This window comes from Paenibacillus polygoni (assembly GCF_030263935.1).
Taxonomy (GTDB): domain Bacteria; phylum Bacillota; class Bacilli; order Paenibacillales; family Paenibacillaceae; genus Paenibacillus; species Paenibacillus polygoni.
On record NZ_CP127162.1, the window covers coordinates 1,820,705 to 1,841,922 of the forward strand.

At 43.1% G+C, this 21,218-nt stretch carries 23 protein-coding genes; 18 read left to right on the forward strand and 5 right to left on the reverse strand.

Features of this window, described 5'->3' with window-relative positions:
- Positions 1 to 19: 19 nt before the first annotated feature.
- The 3 genes from QPK24_RS08745 to QPK24_RS08755 are packed head-to-tail and all read right to left on the reverse strand — an operon-like array spanning position 20 to position 3,307.
- Entirely contained in the window at positions 20 to 1,030 is a 1,011-nt protein-coding gene (locus tag QPK24_RS08745) for a polysaccharide pyruvyl transferase family protein (RefSeq protein WP_285747914.1), read from the reverse strand.
- Positions 1,027 to 2,325 carry a glycosyltransferase family 2 protein gene (locus QPK24_RS08750; RefSeq protein WP_285747916.1) on the reverse strand — a complete coding sequence of 433 codons (1,299 nt, stop codon included), beginning with the start codon at positions 2,323 to 2,325 and terminating at the stop codon, positions 1,027 to 1,029. The genes QPK24_RS08745 and QPK24_RS08750 overlap by 4 nt, the downstream gene beginning before the upstream one ends.
- The gene (locus QPK24_RS08755) at positions 2,282 to 3,307 is read right to left on the reverse strand and encodes a glycosyltransferase (protein WP_285747918.1); all 1,026 of its coding nucleotides are present in this window, start codon (positions 3,305 to 3,307) and stop codon (positions 2,282 to 2,284) included. Before QPK24_RS08755 ends, QPK24_RS08750 begins: the two co-directional genes overlap by 44 nt.
- 329 nt (positions 3,308 to 3,636) lie before the next feature.
- On the opposite strand from QPK24_RS08755, the gene wecB reads away from it, so the two are divergent.
- From wecB to trmD, 8 genes are all read left to right on the forward strand, one after another.
- On the forward strand, positions 3,637 to 4,752 hold the full coding sequence (gene wecB / locus QPK24_RS08760; protein ID WP_285747920.1) for a non-hydrolyzing UDP-N-acetylglucosamine 2-epimerase: 1,116 nt from the start codon (positions 3,637 to 3,639) through the stop codon (positions 4,750 to 4,752).
- A gap of 77 nt (positions 4,753 to 4,829) precedes the next feature.
- Positions 4,830 to 5,477 (forward strand): PAQR family membrane homeostasis protein TrhA, encoded by a 648-nt coding sequence (gene trhA, locus QPK24_RS08765; protein ID WP_285747921.1) that lies wholly within the window; start codon positions 4,830 to 4,832, stop codon positions 5,475 to 5,477.
- Positions 5,478 to 5,675: 198 nt separating this feature from the next.
- Positions 5,676 to 6,032, forward strand: coding sequence for a putative DNA-binding protein (locus QPK24_RS08770; protein WP_285747923.1), 357 nt, complete (start codon positions 5,676 to 5,678; stop codon positions 6,030 to 6,032).
- A gap of 41 nt (positions 6,033 to 6,073) precedes the next feature.
- Positions 6,074 to 7,453 (forward strand): signal recognition particle protein, encoded by a 1,380-nt coding sequence (ffh, locus tag QPK24_RS08775; RefSeq protein WP_160036458.1) that lies wholly within the window; start codon positions 6,074 to 6,076, stop codon positions 7,451 to 7,453.
- Between the two features lie 46 nt (positions 7,454 to 7,499).
- Positions 7,500 to 7,772, forward strand: a complete 273-nt coding sequence (gene rpsP, locus QPK24_RS08780; RefSeq protein ID WP_160036457.1) for a 30S ribosomal protein S16 — start codon at positions 7,500 to 7,502, stop codon at positions 7,770 to 7,772.
- Between the two features lie 23 nt (positions 7,773 to 7,795).
- Entirely contained in the window at positions 7,796 to 8,026 is a 231-nt protein-coding gene (locus QPK24_RS08785; RefSeq protein WP_047909748.1) for a KH domain-containing protein, read from the forward strand.
- A gap of 87 nt (positions 8,027 to 8,113) precedes the next feature.
- Complete coding sequence (rimM, locus tag QPK24_RS08790) at positions 8,114 to 8,623, forward strand: ribosome maturation factor RimM (protein WP_285747930.1); 510 nt, start codon at positions 8,114 to 8,116, stop codon at positions 8,621 to 8,623.
- Positions 8,623 to 9,405 carry a tRNA (guanosine(37)-N1)-methyltransferase TrmD gene (gene trmD, locus QPK24_RS08795; RefSeq protein WP_285747932.1) on the forward strand — a complete coding sequence of 261 codons (783 nt, stop codon included), beginning with the start codon at positions 8,623 to 8,625 and terminating at the stop codon, positions 9,403 to 9,405. The genes rimM and trmD overlap by 1 nt, the downstream gene beginning before the upstream one ends.
- A 149-nt stretch (positions 9,406 to 9,554) precedes the next feature.
- Here the strand turns inward: trmD and QPK24_RS08800 are convergent, their stop codons facing one another.
- Positions 9,555 to 10,499 (reverse strand): polysaccharide deacetylase family protein, encoded by a 945-nt coding sequence (locus tag QPK24_RS08800; protein ID WP_285747934.1) that lies wholly within the window; start codon positions 10,497 to 10,499, stop codon positions 9,555 to 9,557.
- Positions 10,500 to 10,777: 278 nt separating this feature from the next.
- On the opposite strand from QPK24_RS08800, the gene rplS reads away from it, so the two are divergent.
- The 10 genes from rplS to QPK24_RS08850 all read left to right on the forward strand — a co-directional run bounded on the left by rplS (position 10,778) and on the right by QPK24_RS08850 (position 19,349).
- Positions 10,778 to 11,119, forward strand: a complete 342-nt coding sequence (rplS, locus tag QPK24_RS08805; RefSeq protein ID WP_211745967.1) for a 50S ribosomal protein L19 — start codon at positions 10,778 to 10,780, stop codon at positions 11,117 to 11,119.
- Positions 11,120 to 11,351: 232 nt separating this feature from the next.
- Entirely contained in the window at positions 11,352 to 11,972 is a 621-nt protein-coding gene (gene lepB, locus QPK24_RS08810; RefSeq protein WP_285747939.1) for a signal peptidase I, read from the forward strand.
- A gap of 61 nt (positions 11,973 to 12,033) precedes the next feature.
- Positions 12,034 to 12,900: a ribosome biogenesis GTPase YlqF gene (gene ylqF, locus QPK24_RS08815; protein ID WP_160036451.1), complete on the forward strand. Its 867-nt coding sequence runs from the start codon at positions 12,034 to 12,036 to the stop codon at positions 12,898 to 12,900.
- A 179-nt stretch (positions 12,901 to 13,079) separates the two neighbouring features.
- Positions 13,080 to 13,757 (forward strand): ribonuclease HII, encoded by a 678-nt coding sequence (locus tag QPK24_RS08820; RefSeq protein WP_407082967.1) that lies wholly within the window; start codon positions 13,080 to 13,082, stop codon positions 13,755 to 13,757.
- 168 nt (positions 13,758 to 13,925) lie between these two features.
- Positions 13,926 to 16,022 carry a hypothetical protein gene (locus QPK24_RS08825; protein WP_285747941.1) on the forward strand — a complete coding sequence of 699 codons (2,097 nt, stop codon included), beginning with the start codon at positions 13,926 to 13,928 and terminating at the stop codon, positions 16,020 to 16,022.
- Positions 16,019 to 16,336, forward strand: coding sequence for an EscU/YscU/HrcU family type III secretion system export apparatus switch protein (locus QPK24_RS08830; protein WP_285747943.1), 318 nt, complete (start codon positions 16,019 to 16,021; stop codon positions 16,334 to 16,336). The genes QPK24_RS08825 and QPK24_RS08830 overlap by 4 nt, the downstream gene beginning before the upstream one ends.
- Positions 16,333 to 16,755 (forward strand): YraN family protein, encoded by a 423-nt coding sequence (locus QPK24_RS08835; protein ID WP_285747945.1) that lies wholly within the window; start codon positions 16,333 to 16,335, stop codon positions 16,753 to 16,755. The genes QPK24_RS08830 and QPK24_RS08835 overlap by 4 nt, the downstream gene beginning before the upstream one ends.
- A gap of 352 nt (positions 16,756 to 17,107) precedes the next feature.
- Complete coding sequence (locus tag QPK24_RS08840; protein ID WP_285747947.1) at positions 17,108 to 17,671, forward strand: nitroreductase family protein; 564 nt, start codon at positions 17,108 to 17,110, stop codon at positions 17,669 to 17,671.
- A gap of 358 nt (positions 17,672 to 18,029) precedes the next feature.
- Positions 18,030 to 18,917 carry a hypothetical protein gene (locus QPK24_RS08845; RefSeq protein WP_285747949.1) on the forward strand — a complete coding sequence of 296 codons (888 nt, stop codon included), beginning with the start codon at positions 18,030 to 18,032 and terminating at the stop codon, positions 18,915 to 18,917.
- A gap of 180 nt (positions 18,918 to 19,097) precedes the next feature.
- Entirely contained in the window at positions 19,098 to 19,349 is a 252-nt protein-coding gene (locus QPK24_RS08850; protein ID WP_160036445.1) for a YolD-like family protein, read from the forward strand.
- Positions 19,350 to 19,478: 129 nt separating this feature from the next.
- Here the strand turns inward: QPK24_RS08850 and QPK24_RS08855 are convergent, their stop codons facing one another.
- A complete protein-coding gene (locus QPK24_RS08855; RefSeq protein WP_285747952.1) occupies positions 19,479 to 21,092 on the reverse strand; it encodes a YifB family Mg chelatase-like AAA ATPase in 1,614 nt (537 codons plus the stop codon).
- Positions 21,093 to 21,218 lie beyond the last annotated feature (126 nt).

The following is a 21,218-nucleotide window of genomic DNA, read 5'->3' on the forward strand; positions in this document are numbered from 1 at the left end:
TAGCCTCCTTGATTCATTATTAACTTTTTATGGTTTGCTCAAGATCTTGAACAAGCTGCTTCAGTTCTGCTGTGCTTTCTTGTTCTGCCCTGCGGATCAGCGGTAAATTGTCCTGTACTTCGGCGGGACCCTCTTTAAGAAAACGCTCGATCAAAGGATCTAGCGAAGTGAACGGCACAGAATAATCACAATAATAATGTTCCAAATGAAAACGGCTCAGCAAATGTTTGACTTTGCCCATTTTGCTCATAGAGAGAACCGGTACACCTGCCCGCAGGGCAACTAATGCAGGATGAAGTTTATAACTAATTAAATAATCCATAGACTGGATGATGTTGTAGGTGAGGTCAATTTCAAGCAGAAGAGATATCGTCTGGATGGATGCTTTGGGATCGGATTCTTTGATCGTTTGTTCAAGTCTTTTACATGTGTCGTAATCAGAAAAGCGGTTATTGGGGTGGTTGACCACAGGGATAAGAACAATATGATAATTTTGGCGACTTAGTCTGAGAAGCAGACGGGTCATTTCTTCAAAAGGAAATGCAGGGTAAGAGAAGAGGCAAACTCCGATGGTTTTTTTAGATGAAAAACGCTGTATTGGAAATGGATGCTCCTGGTATGCAAATACGATATCCTGGGCTACCTCTGGACGATCATGAAATCTCCCAATTCCGGCAAGCTCTGCTGATTTGTTATCCCGAAAAACAGCTCTTTTTGCATGTCGAATATATTCGCGGTGTCTATCGATCTCTTCCTGAGGCCATGTTTCGGGCGGATACGTATCGACAATACCTACTCCATAGAGCCACATTGGATGTTGCTGCAACACTTTAGGGAAATAATAATTACTGAATTTATAGGGGGTAATGAGGTCTCCACCGCCAATGATGACAGCATCCACCTCACGAGGGTCAATATAACCATTCCAAGGAAATAGATGGTGTCTGTAAAAGGCTTGTTGTAACGTTCTTAAAAATAGATCATCACCGAAATTACCCATACCGTAGTAACCGCTCGCTGCGATTCTCATGTGGTTTCACCTCCTTTATCATGAAGAGAACGGTTTTGTCTCCATGCTTTATAGTGGTGCAGATGCTGCTGACTGACGCTACTTGTATGAACCAATCTGTGGTAAACAACCTCTTCTGTTTTAGCAAATTCATATTTAGTAAGCAGCTTTCTACAGACTTCTATATCTTCAAAGACTCTGCCATAAAGTCCGCCGTATTCCGTCCATCCTCTTACGGATCTCAGATGTTCAGTGCGATAGATTCTAGGTACGGGTGGGTAAGCATGGGTATCTGTCTCGAGTATTCCTTCAAAGGTAGATTGTCCTCGCAAGCTAATATGGCCATCTCTGCTTCTTCTCCATACAAGGCTTGTACCCGTACCAAGGGCAGCGCAGGGATTCTGTTCCATCAGAAGAACGAGCGAATGAAGAGCATCAGGAGGGAGCCAGTCATCTGCATCAAGTTCTAGAACATACGTACCGGCACTTTCACGAAGCAGGTCATTGAGTACAAAGGCTTTTCCTCGGTTTGCAGCATAGCGAAGTATCCGGATCCGAGGATCGTGATCCATTGCAGATGCTTTCTCAGCCGTTTTATCTGTGGAACCATCGTCACCGATCAAGAGTTCGAAGTTAGGACAACTCTGTGCTAGGACGGAGCGAATGGACCAGCTGATAGTAGATTCCATGTTGTGTACACTAAGCAGAATGCTCACAAGTGGAAAAGAGGATTGATAATTGTTTTTATGAACATGACGCTGCTCAACAGATATTGGGACAGTCCGCTGTATAACCGGAAGTATGGAGTCATGAGAGGGGTCTATTTTATATGCAGGGGACAGAGGCATGTTCGTAAACGTATGATGTTGATTTTGCAGATTTAGGTATAGACATGCGGATTTTGTGTGACATAACTGTTGCAGTTCCCAGGCTAACCAGTGGGCAGAAGGCAGGGGGGCGAGTGTTAGATTAAAGGACGGAGTAAATAGATCTTTTCGAAAGAAGAAATATTCAGGTCTGCCTGGTACAACAGTATAAACGAAACACTGAACCTTACTGGGGAGGTGTATAAGTTGATGACGCAGCTGAAACTCTTCCGTAGTGGAGAGATGGAATCCTTGATTAGACCATAACAGCCATTCTGCACAGGGATGATGTTCAAGTTCTTTACGGAGCTCTAGGAATAACTTGTCAGCACGGTATTCGGACTGTGACATGAGTGTAAAGTAATGAAGTCCCGTCATTTTGTAGAAAAAGCTAGATGCTGCACGCTTACTCATATATTCCTTTGGCAGCGAGGGTTTGACGGATGACAAGATCAGCTGCTTCCCCTCTTTGTGTCCAGCGGTTGTCTCTGGCATATGCAATCCGGGCTAATCTCGCGGCAGGGTCTTCTCGTTCGTTCAGCATCTTGCCTAATTTAGTGATGAAATCTTCATGTGTGGTCGCGGTCTTGACATGAGGTTCCATGTGAATACACTCTGGGAGTGCGGTAGACAACACTTTTACGCCAGTTGCCATATATTCGTAAGCTTTTACAGGATTCGTTGCGAGAGTAATGGGATGATATAGGAAAGGGATCACTGCAACGTCGATATGCTGCAAATACCCCTTTAATTCATGATGGGGTTTTTCACCTAAAATGTGTACGTTGGGGAGAGACTTATATCCTGGTATATCTCCATAAGGAGCACCAATGGATACAAACTGTACATCAGGATACCTCTCTGCGGACTTAGCAAAAAGTTCATGATCCACCCAATAAGCCCATGCTCCTATATAAGCAACAACAGGTCCGCTCGGAAGATCATGGGGTCTAGGGGCGGAGTCTGCATCAAACATGCTTGAATCGGCACCATTCGGGATAAGGGTAATGGGCTTTTCCGGGTATGCAAGTGACAAGCGCGTTTTAATAGTTTCCGCAGTAGCCACTAAATGATCTGATGATTCTACCATGCGATGCTCGTACCTCGCCCAGTGTGGAAATTCATCACAGCAATCATAAATGACCGCATCCGGATCATATAAAGCAATCAGCCTTGTTCTTTGTTTCGCCCAGGTGGTCCATACGACAACAGGGTGATCTTTTCGCAGCTTGGCTAAATGTCTTTTTACAAAAGCGTGATGATCCGTAAACAGATGAACACCGGGTTCGATCTCGGTGAGCCTGCTTGTCATCGGAGCCAAGTTTTCAAAAAACACATGATGTCCTCTTGCCCCAAGTTCTGTCATCAGCTGTTGAGGACGCTGTTTCATAAAAGTCCAGTTCATCGTTTTGGGATAAATAATAATCGCCATGTAATCGCAATACCTCCTTTGCAAACTCTATATCAGCTTATTCATCACTAGTTTAATAGAAACGGCAGATGACCCAGATTTAAGCGCGGAAAATTTGATATAACGGATAATCTATTAGATGATCTGTCCGTTTCGCTAGATTGCTGACTTACATATAAAAGGATAAGGGACGGGGATACGGTGTTCTTCTGGTTGAGATTTTAGGATGCCAGTTTGCTATTCCTGTACGTTCTAAAATGAATATGAAGCATCCTGAAAATTTCACAACGAAATTTTCTTCCCTTATCTGGGGTATAGCAGATCATCATTTTATAGGGGGATTTGATTACATGGAACAGAGTTCAGTGCGTGTTCTCATTGTTTTTGGAACTAGACCTGAGGCGATTAAGATGGCACCACTTATTAAAACCTTACAGAAAACATCCGGGATTAACCCGGTGGTTTGTGTTACTGGGCAACACCAAGAAATGCTGGACCAAGTACTGAATGATTTTGATATAAAGCCAGACATTATACTCAACGTGATGAGAAATGCGCAAACGCTGGCTTCCCTTACTGCACATTTAGTACAAGTCCTAGAACCGGTTATGAAGGAAGCTTATGATCTGGTGCTTGTTCACGGCGATACATCAACCGCCTTTGCAGCGGCTCTAACCGCCTACTATGCAAAAATACCGATAGGTCATGTGGAAGCAGGGCTGCGTACGTATGACAAATATGCCCCCTATCCTGAAGAGATGAACCGGGAATGGATAGGAAGGATGACAGATATTCATTTTGCCCCGACTCCTTTGTCTGCACGGCAGCTGGCCCGCGAGAATCGAAAACAGCATGTCTATGTAACCGGTAATACGTCTATTGATGCGCTGAGATGGACGCTTAAAAAAAATTACCATCATCCGCTTTTGGATCAGATTCAGCCGGGAAGCCGAATGATATTCATGACCATGCACCGACGCGAGAACTGGGGCTTGCCGATGGAACAAGTATTTAGAGCACTTAGGGAAATCGTAAGCAGTGATAAGACGATCGAGCTTGTATTCCCAGTCCATCCGAACCCGCTTGTTAAGAATCTGGCTTATGAAATGTTAGGAGGGGAGGAGAGAATCCATCTTACGAACCCCTTGGATGTAATAGATATGCATAATCTGATGAGCCGTTCTTATCTCATACTCACAGACTCAGGAGGAATTCAGGAAGAAGCTCCCACTTTAGGAAAGCCGGTATTAGTGCTGCGAGAGAAAACAGAAAGACCAGAGGGGGTCAAAGCAGGGACACTGCGGTGTATTGGAACGGATTATGAAGGAGTAAAGAAAGAGACGCAAGTTTTGCTCCGTAATGAAAAGAAATATAAGAAAATGGCAGCAGCGAGAAACCCATATGGCGATGGTTATGCCTCAGACCGGATAGCGGAGATTATTCTTAAGTATTTTATGAAACAATAAATGGGAAAGATGAACGGTGCGGGAAATCGTAGTATACTATAAGGATAGGTAACACGGTTTTGGAAAGGAATGATGGAATGGCTAACACTTACACTTATACCCGCCGGGAAGAGGTAGTAAATGCCGTAACACACGGAATTGGGGCTGTACTCAGCGTGGCAGCACTCGTGCTGCTTATTGCGGCAGCAAGCATAAACGGAACAACATGGCATGTCGTCAGTTTTACGATTTATGGAATTTCGATGCTGCTTTTGTATTTTAATTCAACAATGGTACATGCATTAAAAGAGGGAAAAGCCAAAGATCTATTTGAGATTTTTGACCATTCTTCTATTTACTTGTTTATTGCGGGGACGTATACTCCGTTTTTGCTGGTTGCGATACGCGGTACACTGGGCTGGACGCTTTTTGGGATCATCTGGGGAGTTGCTCTTTTCGGTGTCGCATTTAAAGCCTTTTTCACAAAAAAATTTCTCTTTATGTCCACTTTGTTTTATCTCGCAATGGGGTGGCTGATTGTACTTGCCTGGGGGCCGCTTGTAGCAACAGTCCCTTATAACGGTATTGTGTTACTGGTTGCAGGCGGGCTGATGTACACGCTCGGAACCCTGTTTTATGTATGGAGGGGATTTCCTTTTCATCATGCGATCTGGCATTTGTTTGTTCTTGCAGGAAGTGTTCTTCATTTCTTTGCTATTTTTCTCTATCTGACACCGCTTAGATAATCAGCTTCAAATAGTAATAAAAGAATAATTTTCTGTAAATGAACAACTGGAATGGAAGATAATTTACAGCGATTTGCATGAAAAAAGATTTATTAGAAGATGACAAGGATTTTTGCTTGACATCTTCTTTTCTTTTATGTAAGATAAAGAACGTTAATGAGTGTAAAGTGTTTTTCCTTGACGAAGGGAGTGTCCCGTATGAGTCAGGAGAATCGGCTCGAGAAGACGAACCGAATCAACTTGCTGTTTGCTTTTTATGAAACATTGCTTACCGAGAAACAACAAACTTTTCTCAAATATTATTTTCACGATGATTTCTCATTAGGAGAGATTGCAGCTGAATTTGAGATTAGCAGGCAAGCAGTATATGAGCATATTAAACGAGCAGAACAAGTACTGGAAATGTATGAGAACAAGCTCGGGTTACTTGATAAGCACGAACGGCGTCTATCGGATTTGGTAGAGCTGAAAGGACTTATTGCTTCAAGTGATCTCGACAGTGAACAGAAGGATCGAATGAATACAATTGTGAACCACCTAGAGGTTCTGGAATAGGGAAGTTTCCCATAAGTAATGGACTTGAAGGAGGTGTGTTTATGGCATTTGAAGGATTAACAGCGAGATTACAGAACGTGTTCGGCAAGCTTCGAGGAAAAGGTAAGGTGTCCGAAGAAGATGTGAATGATGCAATGCGCGAGGTGCGCCTTGCTTTGCTTGAAGCGGACGTTAACTTTAAGGTCGTGAAGCAGTTTATTACGAAGGTCAAAGAAAAAGCAGTCGGTAAAGAAGTGATGGATAGCTTCACACCCGGCATGGTAATCATTGATATCGTGAATAAAGAGCTGACTGAGCTGATGGGCGGAAGCCAATCCAAGCTTGCCAAAGCAAATAAACCACCAACTGTTATTATGATGGTGGGTTTGCAGGGTGCCGGTAAGACAACGACTTCCGGTAAACTGGCCAAACTGCTTCAGAAGCAGAATGCAAAACCTTTGCTCGTTGCTGCTGATATCTATCGTCCTGCTGCCATTAAGCAGTTACAAGTACTTGGAGAACAGATTAAGGCTCCTGTATTCACACTCGGCGATCAGACAAGCCCAGTGGAAATTGCGAAGCAAGGTTTACAGCATGCGAAAGATAACAATCATGACTATGTCATTATTGATACAGCCGGTCGTCTTCATGTTGATGAAGAACTGATGGCAGAACTGCATCAGATCCACAGTCATGTTAATCCAGACGAGGTACTCCTCGTTGTCGATGCAATGACAGGTCAGGATGCAGTGAACGTAGCAGAACATTTTAATACTCAGCTTTCCCTCAGCGGGGTTGTTCTGACTAAGCTTGATGGCGATACTCGTGGTGGTGCTGCGCTGTCTGTTAAAGCAGTAACAGGTTGCCCGATCAAGTTCATCACGCTTGGTGAGAAACTTGATGCCTTGGAGCCGTTCCATCCAGAACGGATGTCTTCCCGAATTCTTGGTATGGGCGACATGCTCTCTCTAATTGAGAAAGCACAGTCTAACATTGATGCTGAGAAGGCAAAAGAGATGGAACAAAAGATGCGTACCGCATCCTTCACATTTGAAGACTTCTTGGAACAGATGGATCAGATTAAGAAGCTGGGACCTATTGATCAGCTCATGGATATGATTCCTGGGATGGGCAAGATGAAACAGACCAAAGATCTGAAAGTCGACGACAAGCAAATGGGAAGAATTGAAGCCATTGTGTTCTCGATGACCAAGGAAGAGAAACAAAATCCGGAAATCATTAATCAAAGCAGACGCAAGCGGATTGCAGCTGGCAGTGGAACAACCGTAGCCGAAGTAAACCGACTCATTAAGCAGTTTGATGAGATGCGCCGTGTAATGAAGCAGTTTAGTGACATGATGGGTCCTAAAGGCAACAAAAAAGCGATGAAGCAACTCAAGAGCCTTACAGGTGGTAAAGGAATGAAATTTCCTTTCCGGTAAGTTCTCATGATGATAAATTAAATTTCATTGAAGGAGGTGAATTTTCATGGCAGTACGTATTCGTCTGAAACGCATGGGTGCTCATAAAGCTCCTTTCTACCGTATCGTGGTATCGGATTCCCGTTCCCCGCGTGATGGTCGTTTTATCGAAGAAATCGGTTATTACAATCCGATTGAACAACCAGCAGTGGTTAAAATCGATGAAGATAAAGCTTTGGCATGGCTTCAAAACGGTGCACAAGCATCTGATACAGTTCGCAACTTGCTTAGCAAAGCGGGTGTAATGAAGAAATTCCATGAGTCTAAACTACAGAAATAAGGTGCTGATAACGGAGGGTATCTATGGAACAATTAGTCGGCGTTATTGCGAAGGCTTTGGTAGATCATCCGGAAGATGTGTCGGTCCGGACGCTTGAAAAGGATCGCCTGGTAGTCTATGAACTGACCGTACATCCTGAAGATGTTGGGAAAGTGATTGGTAAACAGGGGAGGATTGCGAAAGCACTCCGTACGGTCGTCACATCGGCAGCAGTTAAGATGGATAAACGGGTTACCGTTGATATCATATCTTAAAGATATACGAAAGGGGGTTAGGATGCATTTCCTAGCCCTTTTTCGTACATGCTTATAGAATCGTATAATCGATATACAGGAGGAATTATGGCACAATTTTTTAATGTAGGTAAGATCGTAAACACACATGGAATTAAAGGTGAACTAAAAGTATTGCCGTTAACAGACTTTCCAGAAGAACGTTTTGCAAAAGGCAGTAAACTTGTTATAGATACGACGAAACAGATCATTCCTGTTGTTGTGGAATCAGCAAGATTCCATAAAAATATGTATGTCGTTCAATTTGAAGGATTCAATAATATTAATGAAGTTGAGCAATATAAAGGATCCATGCTCAAGGTTTCTGAAGAATATCAAACAGAACTTTCGGATGACGAATTTTATTTCCATCAAATTGTCGGCTGTACTGTCATCACAGATGAAGGTGAAGAACTTGGGACGGTGAAAGAAATTCTTACACCCGGTGCCAATGACGTATGGGTCGTCAAAATGAATAACGGAAAAGAAGTTCTGCTTCCATATATTGATGATGTTGTACTTCATGTAGATATCACAAACAAAAAGATCACGGTTCATTTGATGGAAGGGCTTATTTAATGAAGGTAGATGTATTAACACTGTTCCCTGAGATGTTTCCTGGTGTGTTTGAGACGAGTATTCTCGGAAAAGCACAAGAAAAAGGCATTGTATCTTTACAAGCGATCAATTTTCGTGAGTATTCAGGCAATAAACATGGACAGGTAGATGATACGCCCTATGGCGGCGGTGGGGGAATGGTTCTTAAACCAGAACCTATTTTTAATGCAGTCGAAAGTATCACAGGTACAGATTTAGAGAATGGCGCGATAGACCCTTCTAAGAAACCTCCTCGCATTATTCTGATGTGCCCGCAAGGCGAGACATTCACTCAGAAAAAAGCAGAGGAACTCTCCAAAGAAGATCACTTGATCTTTATTTGTGGTCATTATGAAGGTTATGATGAACGAATCCGTGAGCATCTCGTTACAGACGAGATCTCTACAGGAGATTATGTACTTACTGGCGGAGAACTTCCGGCCATGGTGGTAATCGATAGTGTGGTTAGACTCCTTCCTGGGGTTCTGGGTAACGAAACGAGTGCGATCACGGACTCATTTAGCACAGGCCTCTTAGAATATCCTCACTACACGAGACCAGCGGAGTACAGAGGTCATAAAGTGCCGGACGTCCTCTTATCTGGTCATCATCGTAATATTGACCTATGGCGTAGACAGCAGTCGCTTTGGCGGACATATACGCGCCGTCCAGACCTGCTTGAACATACTGAGATGACGAAGAAAGAAAAGATCTGGCTCGAGCAGCAGATTCGTGAGCATGAACGAAATAACGAAGCTGAATAAGCGGGTACTGCGGAGAACTATGATTACGATAAACTAACATACCAGTTTATGGATCGATAGAGATATGTCCTTAGTTCGAGCATTATCTACTAAAATACAAAAAGAAAGGCTGCACCCATGCGTATGTGCTGGGGGCAGCCTTCTTTATGTCATTCTAAACTTTCATCCGGTGGATGGAGAAGGACAGATAAATCGGTACCTGTGGTTACAGTTAATCGATTCAGCTTCATTGGATTATCTCCGGGTTTAACAAAACCTTGTCTTACCGAGAATGCCATACGGTAACCTTCTTCACGCAAATAATACATCATTTGTGTACTTTTATTCCCATAAGGATATGCAAAATAAGGGGTATCAATGCCGAATTCTTTCATTTGCTTCATATCTTGTTTCAGCAGTTTGGTGTCAAGACCTGCCGCGTACGTGGAACCGCATTTTTCAAAGCCTTTATAGTGGAGATTATAGGTGTGACTGTGGAACTCAAATACATCCTTGCTTTCTTCCATTTGTGCTTTTGTTAAAAAACTTTTGCGAGCAGGATCAAATGGTTCATTATTTTCTTGTGTTTTACTTCCAATGACAAAGATGGCAGCGTTGAAATTATATTTTTTCAAAATAGGATAGGCATAAATTAGATTATTCTCATATCCATCATCAAAAGTAATGACAACTGATTTTTTAGGCAGTGTTATTTCACCATTAACGTATTGTTCGAGCTCTTGCAGAGTAGGAGTATAATATCCTTCTTGGTGAAGATAATCCATTCCCTTTTCAAAATCTTCTACATTCATAACTGATTTATTGCCTGGTTCTTTATTTAGCGACTTAGGAACAAGATAATGATACATAAGTACAGGGACTTGTTCAGCCTGCTGCTCCGTTATATTGTCTGCGTAGGCCGTATTTATAATATTCTCAGATAACGGACGGTGGGACAATATAAATGACTTGTTCTTAACCATTTGCCATGAGGTACATACCTTGTGACTAAATGCATTCGTTGGATTCGCAACAAGTGCTGCATACACTATAATCATGGCGACCAGGACAATAGCGAGCCGGGGGCTCCATTTTTTCAAAAACTTGCGGTTCATACAGTTCTCCTTTTAAAATCAGTAAAGGAATGAAGATTCCTTTTGATTATCATATCATCTTCTCTCTATCCTAAACGAGAAGGAACGTTAGAAAGTTACAAGGTTCTTACAATATAATATTATTAAAATAATAGAGCAGGACACTTGCAATATATTAGTAGTGCATGTTATAATTATTCTGTTGTGTGGAATACGGTGGTCCTCTGTGGATGATGATGGATAACGTTGAGAGTATCCGGAAGATACATGAACACCTGTACGGAAGGAGGGAGTCATAGATGAATATCGTCCAAGCGATTACACAAGAACAACTTCGTACTGATTTGCCAAACTTTCGTCCTGGTGACACTGTAAAAGTGCACGTTAAGGTTATCGAGGGAACACGCGAACGTATCCAGTTGTTTGAAGGTGTAGTAATCAAACGCCGTGGTGGTGGAATCAGTGAGACTTTTACAGTTCGTAAAATTTCTTACGGTGTAGGTGTGGAAAGAACTTTCCCGCTTCATTCCCCAAAAATCGATAAACTCGAAGTGGCTCGCCGTGGTAAAGTGCGTCGTGCGAAGCTTTATTATCTTCGTGAACTTCGCGGTAAAGCAGCGAGAATTAAAGAAATTCGTTAATATAACGAATAACGGAAAGGGCTTGGAAACAAGCCCTTTTTGCTTTTTTTACTTTATCTTTGTTGAAATAGAAAGTTGTAACCTGTACTTATTTCTCTTACAATAGCTTGAGGGACTCTTAAGTAGATGATGTTTCCTTGGTCAGAATAGGCAACCTATTGATAAGGAAAAGGAATCATACATAAATTCGTTAAATGCGTCATTTGATGACATGGAAGGATGAGAACGAGCTATGGAGCAGGATGTACAAAATGGACGAGTGAATCCACCACAAGATGGAGATTCTAAATCAAAGAAAGTGAAAAATGAAGTATGGGAATGGACCAAAGCGATTGCGATTGCTTTAGTACTGGTTTTCATTATTCGCTTCTTCTTGTTTAAACCATTTATTGTGGATGGCCCTTCAATGAAACCTAATTTTCATACGGGTGAAAGAGTCATTGTGAATCAGATCTTGTATGATATTAGAGAGCCGAAACGTGGAGAAGTGGTAGTATTTCACGTTCCTTCCGAAAACCGTGATTTTATTAAACGGGTTATTGCGGTAGGCGGGGATACGGTTGAAGTTAATGGAGATGAAGTAAAAGTAAATGGGCAAGTGATCGATGAGCCTTATTTAAAAGAAGCGATTGAAGAAGCTCAGGCAGATGGCGGTCAGTATAATACGTATAACTTCCCAAATGAATTTTTCCCGGATGGAAAAGTGCCTGAAGGCATGATTTTTGCGATGGGTGATAACCGTAGTAACAGTACGGATAGCCGTATGATTGGTTATGTTCCGCTCGAAGATGTGGTAGGTAGAGCAGATGTAATCTTCTGGCCGATAAAAGATATTGAGTGGATTAACCACTAAAAATGATTCTGATTGATGTATAGGTTTATCAGAAATGCTGTGTAAAAGAAGGTGAATGAACTTGACTATACAATGGTTTCCCGGACATATGACAAGAGCACGTCGTCAAATTCAGGATAAACTGAAACTGATTGACGTAGTAATTGAGCTGATTGATGCACGTTTGCCGATCTCCAGCCGAAATCCCATGATTGATGAGATTTTGCAAGGCAAACCTCGGATGATTTTGCTGAATAAAGCAGATCTGGCCGATCCGGAAGTAACAGAAGAGTGGATTAAGTATTTCAAAGAGGAAGGGCATACGACCCTTGCGATTGATGCGAATACAGGTACGGGTGTAAAAGACATTCCGGCAACTGCCAAGCTTTTGTTCAAAGATAAGATCGACAGACAGATTGCAAAAGGGATCAATCCTCGTCCTATACGGGCTTTAATTGTAGGTATTCCTAACGTTGGAAAATCGACACTGATTAACCGAATGGCAGGCCGTAACATTGCAGCAACCGGAGACAAACCTGGTGTGACGAAGGCGCAGCAATGGATTAAGGTAGCGAACAGAGAGATCGAATTGCTTGATACCCCAGGTATTCTGTGGCCTAAATTTGAGGATCAAAATGTTGGATATCGTCTTGCCGTAACGGGAGCGATTAAAGAAGAAATTCTGAATATCGAAGATATCGCATTTTTTGCTATCAAATATCTCGTTCAGTTCTACTGGCCGGCAATGAAGGAACGCTACGGACTCGAAGAACCGCCTAAGGATATCGATAACCCGGATGAGATTGTTGCCATTATGGAAGCAATTGGACGTAAACGCGGTGCGATTATCAGTGGTGGACGAGTAGATCTTGAGAAAGCTTCCTCTATCTTGTTAAGAGAACTGAGAGCGGGCAAGCTTGGACGTTTCAGTCTGGAAGCTCCATACTAAGCCATTTTACGAAATCAGCTGTGAATATAGTAGGTAGGAAAGGTCTCTGCTTTTAGGCAGGGACTTTTTTTATGCCAGATTTTCAATAACAGATCGCTGCATTAGAGAAGGTTCTCGTATAAGGTTACATATGCTATGATAATAAATACGGAGTAACACCGCGAAGGGGAAGATATGTTTTGAAGAATCAGGAGATTGACATGTTAGATTATGAGCAAGAAGAGAATAAAACGATAGATATGCTGCGCTATGAACGAGAAGCATGGGAAAGTGGAGCCGAATATATTGCAGGAATTGATGAAGTAGGAAGAGGCTGTTTGTTTGGAGATGTAGTTGCTGCTGCAGTCATTCTCCCCAAAGGGCTTGTCCTTGATGGAGTGAATGACTCTAAGAAACTATCGGACAAAAAACGTGACTTGCTCTATGACATCATTATGAAAGAAGCGCTGGCTGTCGGCGTAGGGATCTGTGATGTCGAAACGATTGATCGGATCAACATCAGACAAGCTTCCAGACTAGCTATGAAAAAAGCAGTTGAACAACTCGTTGTGGCGCCAGATCACTTACTGGTAGATGCGGAAACGGTGGATCTTCCGATACCTCAATTATCGATCATTAAAGGGGATGCCAACAGTCAGTCCATTGGCGCAGCTTCGATTATTGCTAAAGTGACAAGAGACCGGATGTGTAAGGAAGTATGGGATGAAATGTATCCGGAATACGGGATTGCCGTACATAAGGGATATGCAACGAAATTTCATAGAGAGCAGCTGCTGGCTTTAGGGGCCACCCCTATGCATCGGCGAAGCTTTCTTGGCAAAATTTTGGGTGAACAGGAACAGCCGACGTTATTTTAATGTAACTCAGGTTTTGTTTCTGTCTGTAGTAGAAGGTAACTTTGGTTTATACCGGGGTTATCTTTTTTTAATAGCACTTAACTTCAGTGTGACCATGGGATAACCGATAATAAGGATAAAGTAACACAGCGAGACAGGGCAGAATGCAATGAAAGGGGAATTATTCCCATGAATATAGGACAAACCTTACGAGGACTGTTAGGCGATTCAAAGGCAGCGGGAGGTTCAAAGTCACTTGAATTAAAAGAAGGACAGGTGGTTCGGGCGAGCGTTGTACAGGTATCCGCAGACCAGAAAGAAGCGGTCCTCCAGATTAAAGGAGTTCAAATACGAGCTGCACTGGATACACCTATGAAAGCCGGAGATACCGCCATACTCCAGGTAGGTTCTCCGAATAAAGACGGCATGCTCGTGATGAAGCCGTATGAAGGAACACTTGCATCTGCTTCACCCGGCACCATGACCGATCTCTTAAGTTCGCTTAAGCTGACGGACACAAAAGAAAACAGGCAGCTGCTGATTGCGATGCAGCAAAGCGGTATTCAGCTTACGAAAGAAAATGTGACCAATGTGCAAAGCGCGATGACGGCGAAACCTGAAAATATAAAATTAGGCGAATGGGTGAACTCGGTAAGTCTTGCTATGCAGCGAGGACTTCCCGTTACCGGAACGAGTGTTCAAAGTCTCCATATGGCTTTGTATGGTCCTTCGCTGGATCAACTTATGGGTGAACTGGATGGTATGCTGCAAAAATTGATGGCAGACTCGCCATGGAAGGGCAGTTCTGCTAAAACGACGGGGATCGTAGACGGGAACCGGACCCCATCCCCAGGTTCTGAGATACCGCTGCGTCCTGAAACGAAAGCAGAGAATGGTAGTGGGAATGTTAGTATGACGGAAGGTAAACGAGGAATGGTGTCCTCTGCCGAGTATGGTGTTACGGGTCTTCGTGCTGAAAATGCTGCAGGAAGCGCGGCAACACCGCTAACGAATGGAGATCCTGATTCTAAAGCTGGAGAAATGGGCGCAAAGAATACGAGTAATCTAAGTTCTGCTGCTACAGAGGAACAGGGCGCAAGTGAAGTGGAAGGAATGACGAGCTCTAAAGTAAATACCCATGACAGCGGATTAAAGGGAAGCGGAAATATACAGAGTATGGGTATCAAAACAGAGGGTAGCGAGGAACAGAATCAGGCCCCTAAAAATGCAGCTGCAAGTGAGGGGAATGATCAGGTTCATGGCGGTGAAAATGCAAGTAAGAAAAATTCAAGTGGAGACCCAATCGTAAAAGATACGAAGTTTGTATCCCTGTCAGCGCCGAGTGAAAGAGAGCCATTCGTAAACAGGTCTGCAAACGCAGGAACTGCAGATCAGGGAGAGGCAGAGCTGATTCCTGCTCGCTCAGCAGCTGTGCCGCCTGGGCCTGAACTGGCGCGGCGCGTAACAAACCTGCTGCAGGAACTGCAGGCAGCGCCGCAAATCCAGCTGGCCGGTGAGAACTCGGCCAGCAAAGCTGCTGCGGTGCCAGGCACGCCGCAGCAGGGGCAGGGTGCTGATGTACAGCCAGCACCCGGGCACACGCCTGCCGCCGCGAGTGATGACTCGTGGGTGGGGCGTGTGCTGAAGCTGCTCGGTGCGGAGCACGAGCAGCAGACCCTGCGCGGGACATTGCCTTCTCCCGCGCAGAGTGGGGTGGCCGCAGCAGAGCAAGCGGACACACTGAAGGGCCTGCTGCTGCAAGCAGAGGCAAGTGTAGAACTTCCGCCGGCTGTGAAAGAGACGGCTGGGCAGCTTGTACACTTGCTTACAGGGCATCAGCTGCTAATGAATACGGACCGGACAGCTCCTTTTGCCCAGATGAATTGGTTCATCCCGCTAACAGGAGCAGACGGACAGTTGACGGCAAATGTACAAATCGAGTCTCGGCGCGGGCCCAGAGGCGAACTGGATGCATCCCATTGTCGGATTTGGTTTGATCTGAATATGAAGCAGCTTGGCCCCACATTAATAGACATGCAGGTGGTTGGTAAAGTGATCAGCCTGCATATTCGTACAGATAATGAGCTTTCCGCTCGTATTTTTGAAGAAGGACATGATCAGATTGGATCACTCCTCGAGAACACAGGGTACCAACTGTCCGTATTTCGTTCAGAAGTAGCAACCAGAGAATCCTTTACGAGCGGTAACGAATCAGGACCCCCACCAAAACATCTGCTAGATACCTATGTACCTGACTCTTATAAAGGGGTGGATCTGCGAATATGAAAGAGGACACCTCGCAAAAACAAGAACAGAAAAAGGCAGTAGCTTTAAAATATACACCGGGAGAAGCAGAAGCGCCGATCGTCGTGGCTAAAGGCAACGGGACTTTGGCAGATTCGATACTAGAAAAAGCAAAAGAACATGGGGTACCGATTCAGGAAGATGCAGCTTTAGTCGAAGTTCTCTCCAAGCTTGATTTGGATACCCAAATCCCTCCTGAACTCTATCAGCTGGTTGCCGAAGTGCTGACATTTGTCTACCAGACTGAACAAAAAGCAAAAAATATACTCATCCCGAGTAGAGAGGAATTGCGATGAATAACGGACAAGTTCCTAATGGAGCAAACTTTCGCAGTGAAGTACCCAAAGATACACGGAAAGCCAAAGGAAAAGCGGGAGAAGAAGCGGCAGCTAGGTTTTTAATAGAGGCAGGTTACCGAATCGTGGAAACCAACTGGAGATGCCGAAGCGGTGAGATTGATATTATCGCTGTACTTGAGGATATGTATATTTTTGTGGAAGTTCGAAGTCGAACCGGTTCGCATCAGTATGGAACGGCTCTTGAGTCTGTGAATCATCGTAAAATAAATCAGGTGCGGCAGACTGCCGCCGTGTATCTTCAAGATCGCCATCTTGGCAATAGACAGATACGCTTTGATGTGATGGGTGTTTTACTTCCTACCGTGAATTGGTCCGAGGGGCCGATAGAGATTAAACATATTGAGAATGCTTTCTAATATACTAGATTCCACTTCTTTTGTGAGTGAAGTAATGTAGAGTAAAGTAATGTAGAGTAAAGTAATGTAAAGTAAAATAATGTAAAGTGAAGTGTCGTAGAGTGATGTAACGAAAATTGATGTAATGTAAAGTAATGTAATGTGAAAAAGCGGTATCAAAGACGTATAACTTGAATGTCCAGACCCTGGGGGGAAACAACCGAATGGGTGCTGGACTTTTTCCATTGTGAGGAATTGACTTTACAACCTTTACCAAGGTATGCTAGGGGCAGTGCTTTAATTGATAAACATTCTCATTATCTATGTAACGAGTGAAAAAATACTTTGAGTTTTTCTTGAGGAGGAAATCGGAATGAGTGATACACCTGTACAAGCAGCAGCAAAGAACTTAGACATAAAGGAAGTTATCCGTGGACGCCGTACAATTAAGAAATTTCAGGAACAACCCGTACCTGTAGAAAAGATTACAGAGTTTTTGGACACAGCTGTATGGGCGCCAAACCATAAGCTTCGTGAGCCGTGGAGATTTTTACTATTCCGGGAAGAGGGTCGTCAAAAGTTATCGGAGGCCATCGCTGCTGAGATGGGGGAAGACAACAAGTTTGTAACTACGGTCCTGAATGTGCCGACGATTATGCTTGTTGTTATGAAAGAAGATCCGAGACAAGCGATCTTTGATGAAGATTTTGCAGCAACAAGTGCGCTTGTGCAGAACTTTATGTTAGCAGCCTGGGCTGAAGAGGTTGGAACATTCTGGGTGACAAAACCGTTCTTGTACGGGCCTAAGTTTAGAGAAACACTTGGCATTGTTCCAGGTGAGAAGATTGTAGGTATGCTCTATATCGGCTATCCTGATGTCGTTCCTAAACCGCAAGAACGTACATCAGCATCTGAAAAATTAACGATATTTAAATAAACGCTAACTATATCAAATTCATAATACCTTTAGTTGCTTTAATTACGATATAGGTCAAATGCTTTTGTCTAAATATAGTTACAAATTCATCATTTAAATGAGTCATGTAATTGATTCGGCTCGTGGTTAATCATCGAATTCAGCTATTTAACGAAGAAGAAGTTCCCTATGACAGCGATCAGTTCGTAGGGAACTTCTTTTTGGTTTGTTTATTCTTACTGCTTTTTAAAAATTGGTTTTACACAAGAAAAATGCGAACATTTGTGCTATAATTGAGATTGGTTAAGAGTGGTGGAATTCATTTAATAGATATAATCTTCGTTCTTTAGATCGATACTCCGATACGAGGTGGCATACTTTGAGCTTAACTTCGCTTATTCATACAAATAAGGACTTTCAAGAAATCATCCGTAAAGTTACACCGAAAGCAGCAGATTTTAAATCTTATTCTACGGAAGTTCCTCCTTTTAAGAAAAAATCGATACTTGCAGATTCTAATTTTACGAGCTATGTATCTGGACTCGTTAGGGTGTCTTTTCAATATATGATCAGTGCTATTTTGGCTAGGAAAAATCAAGATTCTCCTGATAAAGCCTTCAATCCGCTTGCAAGAAAAGGGTACGAAGTGATTCATGAATTCTTTTCCGATGTACCTGCGATCGATGAACTGACTCATCTTTTTGAGAGTTTCACTGAGGTTTGGGATTCATTTATAAGAGGAGAAGCGGTTTCGGAAGAAAAATTTATCCACGGAGCCTTTATGTGCAGTAAGCTCGATACGATCTACCGGCTTGGTGTACATGCGACTTTTACCAGTCCAACTGAATTTGTTCAGCAGTTTATCCATCCTCCTATGCCTGATGGAGAGAGCGACCTAAAGCTTCTATGGCAGATCTTTGAAGAACGTTTTCCTTATGAGCAAAGGACAGAAATTAAGTATTTTCCTTCCTTTGATGAGAAGCGAAGACGAGTGGGCGGAGCTTCGGCTGATTTTATGATTGGAGATACGCTGTATGATATCAAAACGACTAAAAAACACGGATATAACTGGAAAGAAGCTGCAGAACTAGTGACTTATTATTTACTGAATCGATTAGAAGGGGAGCCTTATAAAATACAAAAGCTCGCTTTTTACAAAGCAAGATTTGGAGTTATAGAGTATGTGGAAATCGGCGATTTATTGAGAAAGTATGATATGGAAGAAGCTTTGAATGATCTTAGTAAATTTCATCGAAGATGGAAATAGACTTTAGAACGTACAAGGATGTGAGGAAACTGTGGGGATTTGATTAAAAAGTTATCCTGCAGAACGGATATGCGATATAATGGACCTTTACAAAGACAATATCTTAAATGAGTATTTTACAAAATAACTGAATTTAATAATAACTCAAAATATAGCATGAATTGATCGGAGGACATCATCATGGCAAAATCGAAAGTACCTAAGCGGCCAACAAGAGATGAATTTGTACTAGAAGAATTAGGGAATCAGTTGTCAGAAGCCTATCAGGAAGAATCCACAATTGAAGTGACGGTATGGGCATGGGAAGAAAAAGTACGAGGGCAGATCGTGACGATGGATTCACGTACAGGCAAGGTACATATTCAGTCTGAAGAAGGGCTGTATAAAGTCCCCTTCATGGATATAATGAGAATGGATTACCCTAGAGATTAATAGCCAAAAGATAAAGCAAACCCGATCCTCGAAAGAAGATGGGTTTGTTTTTGATATTTATTTTTCATTTCGTATTTTTTGAATTCATATTTTTGATTCTTATGTTTAAACCTCAGAAAATTCTTTTCTTTATTCATATTCCTGCATCGCCACAGATCTCACATCTAAGTTCCGATACTGAATGGCTTCTGCTACATGGAGTGTTGTAATCTGCTCTTCTACTGCTAGATCTGCAATCGTACGAGCCATCTTGAGAATCCGATCATAAGATCTCATGCTAAGCCCAAGAGCATCAATGGTCTGATGAAGCATGTCCTCGGCAGGCTTATCCAGAACAGCAGTCCGACGAAGTAAACTGCCCGATAGCTCACTGTTCCATGAGATCGGCAGACCCTTATACCGCTCTTCCTGAATTTTCTGTGCAGCCAGCACCTGTGCTTGGAGATCTGCAGAGGAGGATGTAATCTTTACCTCAAGGCCTTCTTTGGGCCGGGGGACTTCGACTTGTAAATCAATCCGGTCCAGCAGCGGTCCAGATATTTTGGCACGATAGGCGGCTATTTTATGAGGTGTACAAGTACATCGCTGCTGCTTAGGATCATTGCCAGCATATCCGCACGGACAAGGATTCATGGAGGCGGCGAGCATAAAATGAGCAGGGAATGTAAAAGCAGCCCGGGCTCTGCTAAGTGTTACATGTCGATCCTCTAGCGGTTGTCTTAGTACTTCAAGGACTTGACGGTTAAACTCAGGAAGTTCATCCAGGAACAAAATTCCTCGGTGAGCAAGACTGACTTCTCCAGGTTTTGGTATTGTTCCTCCTCCGATCAGGCCGGCGGCTGAAATCGTATGATGTGGAGAGCGAAACGGACGAACAGTTGCTAGTCTACTCAGTCCATTTTTTAATTTGCCTGAAGCGCTTAGAACTTTGGTGACTTCAAGTGCTTCTTGATCGGTAAGCGGAGGGAGTATGGTCGGCAGACGTTTGATGAGCATCGTTTTTCCCGTGCCTGGAGGACCTACCAGCATAATGTTGTGCATTCCAGCGGCAGCAATTGTGAGTGCTCTTTTCACATGCTGTTGTCCTAGAACATCAATATAGTCTTCCATAAGATAAGAACCTTCTTCAGAAGATTCTTTACGTGATGCATATGTATTTGTAGAAAGATGAGCGTAGTCTTCGAGCTGTATTCTTCCTTGCTGTATTTTCCCCTTGGATTTAGATGAATCCGCGTCTCCAGACACGGAGGGGACCAAATCTCTTAAATGCCGAAGACCATAGACTTCAATTCCTTGGATAACCGAACCTTCGGTTACATTCTCTATGGGAACGACAACAGAATCAAAGCCTTGCCGGCGAGCAAGGTCTACCATACTAAGGATACCGGGTACAGGTCTAAGACTTCCATCGAGTGCTAATTCGCCTAAAAATAAAGTTTTCTTATTTGCAGGAAGGATAAGCTGCTCACTAGTTGTTAATACGGCCAGAGCAATGGCGAGATCAAAAGATGACCCTTCTTTACGTAGGTCGGCAGGTGCGAGATTAATGGTAATCCGCTGCAAGGGATACTGAAAACCACAGTTTTTGATCGCAGCTCGGACACGTTCTACTGCTTCACGTATTGCAGAGTCAGGAAGTCCGATAATCGAAGTTTGAGGTAACCCGTTAGACAAATCTGTTTCTACTTCAATGAGTACCCCATCGATCCCGTATAAACAAGCTCCAAATAATTTTCCGTACATATGAAAAAACACCTCGTTTTCAGTTTATCCCACTCAAGGTGAATGGGTAATTAAACATGAAAAAAGGTGCTTCCTTATTTTCAAAATGAACATGTATATTTCAATGGATTTCAATAGAACTTATGT

Coding starts and splice junctions, on each gene's coding strand:
- trmD (WP_285747932.1), top strand. CDS start 8,623: ATGAAGGTAGATGTATTAACACTGTTCCCTGAGATGTTTCCTGGTGTG.
- QPK24_RS08825 (WP_285747941.1), top strand. CDS start 13,926: ATGAATATAGGACAAACCTTACGAGGACTGTTAGGCGATTCAAAGGCA.
- QPK24_RS08800 (WP_285747934.1), bottom strand. CDS start 10,499: ATGAACCGCAAGTTTTTGAAAAAATGGAGCCCCCGGCTCGCTATTGTC.
- QPK24_RS08840 (WP_285747947.1), top strand. CDS start 17,108: ATGAGTGATACACCTGTACAAGCAGCAGCAAAGAACTTAGACATAAAG.
- rimM (WP_285747930.1), top strand. CDS start 8,114: ATGGCACAATTTTTTAATGTAGGTAAGATCGTAAACACACATGGAATT.
- QPK24_RS08850 (WP_160036445.1), top strand. CDS start 19,098: ATGGCAAAATCGAAAGTACCTAAGCGGCCAACAAGAGATGAATTTGTA.
- QPK24_RS08745 (WP_285747914.1), bottom strand. CDS start 1,030: ATGAGAATCGCAGCGAGCGGTTACTACGGTATGGGTAATTTCGGTGAT.
- QPK24_RS08830 (WP_285747943.1), top strand. CDS start 16,019: ATGAAAGAGGACACCTCGCAAAAACAAGAACAGAAAAAGGCAGTAGCT.
- QPK24_RS08835 (WP_285747945.1), top strand. CDS start 16,333: ATGAATAACGGACAAGTTCCTAATGGAGCAAACTTTCGCAGTGAAGTA.
- ffh (WP_160036458.1), top strand. CDS start 6,074: ATGGCATTTGAAGGATTAACAGCGAGATTACAGAACGTGTTCGGCAAG.
- lepB (WP_285747939.1), top strand. CDS start 11,352: ATGGAGCAGGATGTACAAAATGGACGAGTGAATCCACCACAAGATGGA.
- rplS (WP_211745967.1), top strand. CDS start 10,778: ATGAATATCGTCCAAGCGATTACACAAGAACAACTTCGTACTGATTTG.
- QPK24_RS08755 (WP_285747918.1), bottom strand. CDS start 3,307: ATGGCGATTATTATTTATCCCAAAACGATGAACTGGACTTTTATGAAA.
- rpsP (WP_160036457.1), top strand. CDS start 7,500: ATGGCAGTACGTATTCGTCTGAAACGCATGGGTGCTCATAAAGCTCCT.
- QPK24_RS08770 (WP_285747923.1), top strand. CDS start 5,676: ATGAGTCAGGAGAATCGGCTCGAGAAGACGAACCGAATCAACTTGCTG.
- trhA (WP_285747921.1), top strand. CDS start 4,830: ATGGCTAACACTTACACTTATACCCGCCGGGAAGAGGTAGTAAATGCC.
- QPK24_RS08855 (WP_285747952.1), bottom strand. CDS start 21,092: ATGTACGGAAAATTATTTGGAGCTTGTTTATACGGGATCGATGGGGTA.
- QPK24_RS08785 (WP_047909748.1), top strand. CDS start 7,796: ATGGAACAATTAGTCGGCGTTATTGCGAAGGCTTTGGTAGATCATCCG.
- wecB (WP_285747920.1), top strand. CDS start 3,637: ATGGAACAGAGTTCAGTGCGTGTTCTCATTGTTTTTGGAACTAGACCT.